Genomic DNA, 5,154 nt, shown 5'->3' with positions numbered 1-5,154 from the left:
GCCGCGTGGAGCGCGGCATGGACGGCGATCAGCTCGTTCATCCAATCGAACATGACCACCATCCAAGCCATATGGGACACGGTATGGGGCGCGATAAGCGCCTACTTCACCTATGTGTGGAACGGCATCAAAATCTACATCCAGACGGTCATGGGCGTCATCCAAGGCATCATCAAGGTCGTGTCCTCGCTCATCAAGGGCGACTGGCAGGGCGTGTGGGACGGCATCAAGCAGATAGCGTCCGCGGTGTGGAACGGAATCAAGGGGCTCGTCCAGAACGGCATCAACTTCGTGCGCGGCATCATCCAATCCGTGATGGGCGGCATAAGCTCCCTGTGGAACGGGGCTTGGAACGGGCTCAGGACCGCCGCGAGCAACGCTTTGAACGGGGTCATCGGCTTCGTGACGGGACTGCCCGGACGCATCCTCTCGGCAATCGGGGACGTGGGGAGCCTGTTGTGGAACGCCGGCTCGTCCATCATCGACGGATTCCTCAACGGGTTGAAGTCCGCGTGGAACAACGTGACCGGGTTCATCGGCGGCATCGCCGACTGGATCGCCGAGCACAAGGGCCCCCTCTCCTATGACCGTCGTCTGCTGGTCCCGGCCGGCGAGGCCATCATGGGAGGCTTCCGGAAAAGCCTGAACGCCGGATGGCGGGGCGTGCAAGCGGACATCGGCTCCATGAACATGGGATTGGCCGCATGGTCCCCGTCCGTCTCCTACGCGGGAGCCGGACAGGCGGATTACACGCCGGCACGAGGCGGGGCGAACGTGCAGATCACGAACTACTATCCGCAGGCCGACCCGTGGCCCCTGGCCACGAACGACAGCCTCGACAAGCTGACGGTCGGAATCTAAGGAGGATGCTTATGGCGGGCGTTGACTACATGTTGAACGGCATCGCCCTCGATTCCCGGTACTGCCGCGTCACGTTGGGTTCCGGCCTGTTCGCCGGGGTCAGCGTATCCCGCAGCAAGGTGAGCGCACCGTTCCGGCACGGCACCATCCCCTCGGGACTGGCCCCCTCGTTCGAGGAGCGCAGCCTCACGCTGAAAGTCACTGCATATCGTCAGGGCGCGATAGGCCGGGATTCCGGCATGGGATCGGATTCCAGCCGATTGGCCCGACTGTGCATGGCTCCGAACCCCGTATTGTCTCGCACGGTCAACGGGCGGAAGCAGCAGGCGTCAGTGGAGTTGGCCTCATTGGAGGCCGATGACGGGGGCACCGTATTGGACCGGGTCACCCCGTTCACGGCCGTGTTCGCTTTGCCTCAAGTGTGGTGGCGTGACCCCGAGGCGTTCGACCGCCCCCTGGCTGTGAACACGACCGCCAACCTGTGGCCGGCGGCCAGGACGTGGACGCAGAAGTACTGGACGCGTTGGAGCGGCGAAGAGAACAACAGCACGTCCCTGCTCGCGGATTTCGTGACCATGTGGATGGGCGAGGAGAACGACAGCACGTCCCTGCTGATCCCGTTGGCGGATGGCATCCCGGACGGCATGTTCGGCGACGCCCCGATAACCGATTTGATACTCCGACTGCCGAGGAACACGACCAGCGCCACGATCACCGACCCCGTGTCGAACACGGGGGTCATCTGGCAGGGCGCGGCCAACGCGAACATGTTCACGTATCTGGACGTGGGCAACAGCCAGGCATGGCAGTCATCGAACGATCATCAATGGTCGAAGTCGGGCACGGATGTGACCGGCGGCTTGGATTATCCGGCCGGCGGCATGCTGCAATGCTGGCCGAACCCCGTTGACAACGGGTACCGGCTGACCACGAAGCTCACCGGCAGCACGGAGCCACTGCTCGCGCACGCGCGCCGCGCCTGGTGGTGACCGTTCTCCCGCTTTCTCCCTTCCCAGTCTCCCTTTTTCTCCCTTCTTCCGGAGGTCGCATATGGTGAAATCCCTGCACGCGCGACTGGTCGCCTACCAGCCCAACGGCGTGAAACTCGGCATCCTGCAAGCCCCGCTCAGCTTCGACGCGAGCATCATCCACAATGATCTCGGCGCGTTGAAAGTCACCTATTCACGCCGCGCCGTGGGTGGAGGCATCCTGCAACGCGGCCTCGAAGCCGGCCTGGAGATCGGCTTGGAGGTCAGTGACGGCGGCGCATGGGTTGAACCGTACAACTGCCGTTACCTGCTCATCGGCCGCAGCCGCAACGCCGAAGACGTGAGCGACACCGTGACGCTCACCTGTCAGAGCATGGCATGGCTCGGCAAGAAGATCCTGAACAACGACACCGCGCATCTCATTACCGACGGGGACAACAAGGGCAAACGCGCGTTTTTGTCGAAGAATCCGGGCACGATCCTGCGCACGATCCTGGATGAGAACACGGCCCGCAGGGGTGCCGGCACGGTGCTCACGGCCGGTTTCGACACCGGCAAGGACGCGGGCGGCGCAAACTGGAAGAGCGTGTACACGCTCTACTATTCATTGGGCACCAACCTGAATTCGATGCTCTCATCGATGGTGGGCGGCGGGGCCATCGACTGGCGCACCGACAAGCGTACTTTGAAACTCTGGAACGCGGATTCCACGAACCTCAGCCGCGACTTGTCCAATCAGGTGCATGTTTCGATGATGCACGACATACTGGAGGCCCCCGAAGAGGAATCCATCGAAGACCTCAGCTCGGATATTCTCGTTGAGGGTGACAACGGGCTGGTCTTCCGCGAGTCCAACGCGGCGGCACCCACCCCGTGGGGCAAATGGGAGTCCTACGTGAGTCAGGGCGGCGTCAGCGACAAGGCCACCGCCCACGCGTTCATGCAGGCATCGCTCGCCAGTTCGGCGCGCGTGCGCGGCCAGTACACGCGATCATTGCTCGTGTCGAACGCGGAATCTTTGCCGTTGATCGACTACCGTCCGGGTGATTGGATCACCGCGCCCACCGTCAAGCACGGGGAGAAGGTCCGCATCCAGCAGGTCACGCTCTCCCTGGATTCCGGCGGGTTGAAGGCCTCGGTCACGTTGAACGACAAGGTGTACGACTCGCAGGTCCGTCAGGCCAAGAAGATACAGGGCATCACCGGCGGCGCGACGCTGGCCGGTTCGGAGGGCGGGCGTCCCGCCCCGGAGAAGGACCATCGTGTCCCCAAACCGGTTGCCGGTCTGATCGTGGCCACCGACGCGTACATCAGCTCACGTGGCACGGCGCTGGGCTTGGCGACTCTGCAATGGGCGAAGGTCACTCAGGCCACCGACGATACAGCCATCGACATCAGCTCCTACCGGGTGGAGTATCGGAAGAACGTGGCTGGCGCGCCATGGCAGAACGGCGGCGTCACCAGCGCGGACACGACCACCCTCGGCATCGGCGGATTGGAATGCGGCGTCAACTACGGGTTCCGCGTCAGGGCAGTACCCCAGTATTCCGACAAGCTGGGCGAATGGTCTGATGTGGCGGTCGCCCTCGTGGCCAGTGATGTGACCCCGCCCAGCATACCCAGCAAGCCGATCCTCACATCCAAACTGGGCGTGGTCGACGTGCAATGGGACGGTCGCAATAATGTTGGCGGCGGCATGGAATCCGATTTCGACCACGTCGAGGTCGGCATCTCGGATTCGAACGGGAACTGGCGGTACCGGGATTCGGTGGAACGCGATGGCTACTGCCACGTGACCGGCCTCGACATGAACTCCACGTGGTGGTTCGCGCTGCGCAGCGTGGACCGGTCCGGCAACAAGTCCGATTGGAGCATCGGCGCGTCCGTGAAAGTCGCCCCCGCGATCACGCAGGAGGATCTGAACAAAAGCGCCACGCAGATACTCGACCAGGCGTCGAAGGACGCCACGGCGAAGGACACGGCGCTGAAATCGCAGGTGGACGCGGACCTGAAAAAGGCCAACGACACCATCAACGCGAACAAGACCGCCACGGACAAGGCGCTGGCCGAAGCGGAGAAGAAAGCCTCGGACGCGTATGAGAAGGCCACCAACGCGCAGACCACCGCCGACGGGCTCCACAGCATCTTCAAGGGGCCCGACGATCCGAGGAACGACACGGCCAACACCGTCAAGGCCGGGGACTTCTGGTTCGTCACCCAGAAGTATTGGACGCGCTGGAGTGGCGAGGCGAACAATTCGACCTCCCTGCTCGCGGACTTCTACACGTATTGGACCGGCGAGGAGAACAATTCCACGAGCGTATTGGTGCCGTTGAGCTCCCGCGTCGTCTCGGTGCGTCAATACGACGGCACGAACTGGAACGAGTTCAACCTCGTCGCGTCGAACATCATCGCCACCGGGTCGATAACCGCCCGGCTCGTGGACGCGGAATTCTTCCACGGGCGCACCATCGTGGGCGGCACATACCGCACCGAGGGCGGCAACGTGACCATCACCGATTCGGGCATCATCTTCAACGACGGGTCGAAGAGCCTGCTCTCGTTCGCCAGGAACACGAGCGGCAAATGGCAGCTCACGTTGGACGCGCCCGTCATCTCATCGGCCTCGCTGTCCGCTCCCCAGATCAACGGCGGCACCATGACCGCGCCGTTGATCCAGACCACGGCCGCCGCGAACCGTGGCGTCAAGTTCTCCGGCAGCGGACTGGTCGGCTACGATTCGTCGGGCAACGCCAAGTTCACGCTCGACGCGAACGGCAACCTGAAGACCGACGGCGGCGTCATCGCCAACGGCACGCTCACCGCGCCGACCATCAAAGCGGGCGTCATGACCTCCACCGTCATCAACGCGCCCGTCGTCCAATCCACTACGGCGGACAACACGGGCTGGAAGTTGAAGGGCAACGCCCTGACCATGTGGGACTCCAACCATAACCGCACCGTCTACCTGGATGGTGAAGGCAATAACAATGTCCTGACGGGCACGTTCCAGACCGCGTTCACCGGCCAGCGCGTCCAGATCAGCCCCACGTTCAACCAGATAGAGATCGGCGGCACGGATCGGCTCACCGGTCCGGGCATCCAGTTCTACCACGCGACCGGCGCGGCCGCACACCCGTACATCGCCGTCGAATCCACCACGCAGGAGGAAGGCGAGGTGTCCGCGCTCACGTTCAACGGGGGCCGCAGGGACAACGGCGCGGACGGGGACAACAAGGGGTACGGCGCGTTCGGACGTCTCGGCATGCGCCGCGACAGTCAGAAACGCGAACGATCCGTGGTC

At 63.4% G+C, this 5,154-nt stretch carries 3 protein-coding genes; all 3 read left to right on the top strand.

Annotated features, from left to right (window positions below; genetic code table 11):
- Nucleotides 1-861: phage tail protein (locus G1C97_RS12150; RefSeq protein WP_417852237.1), on the top strand; the 861-nt coding region annotated here is incomplete at its 5' end.
- A gap of 11 nt (nt 862-872) precedes the next feature.
- Nucleotides 873-1,850, top strand: a complete 978-nt coding sequence (locus G1C97_RS11840; protein ID WP_169241930.1) for a hypothetical protein — start codon at nt 873-875, stop codon at nt 1,848-1,850.
- A gap of 61 nt (nt 1,851-1,911) precedes the next feature.
- Nucleotides 1,912-5,154: phage tail protein (locus G1C97_RS11835; protein ID WP_240951144.1), on the top strand; the 3,243-nt coding region annotated here is incomplete at its 3' end.

It is taken from the genome of Bifidobacterium olomucense (assembly GCF_012932375.1).
Taxonomy (GTDB): Bacteria; Actinomycetota; Actinomycetes; order Actinomycetales; family Bifidobacteriaceae; genus Bifidobacterium; species Bifidobacterium olomucense.
The sequence above is the reverse complement of the archived record's forward strand: the minus strand, read 5'-3'. Positions and strand labels throughout refer to the sequence as shown.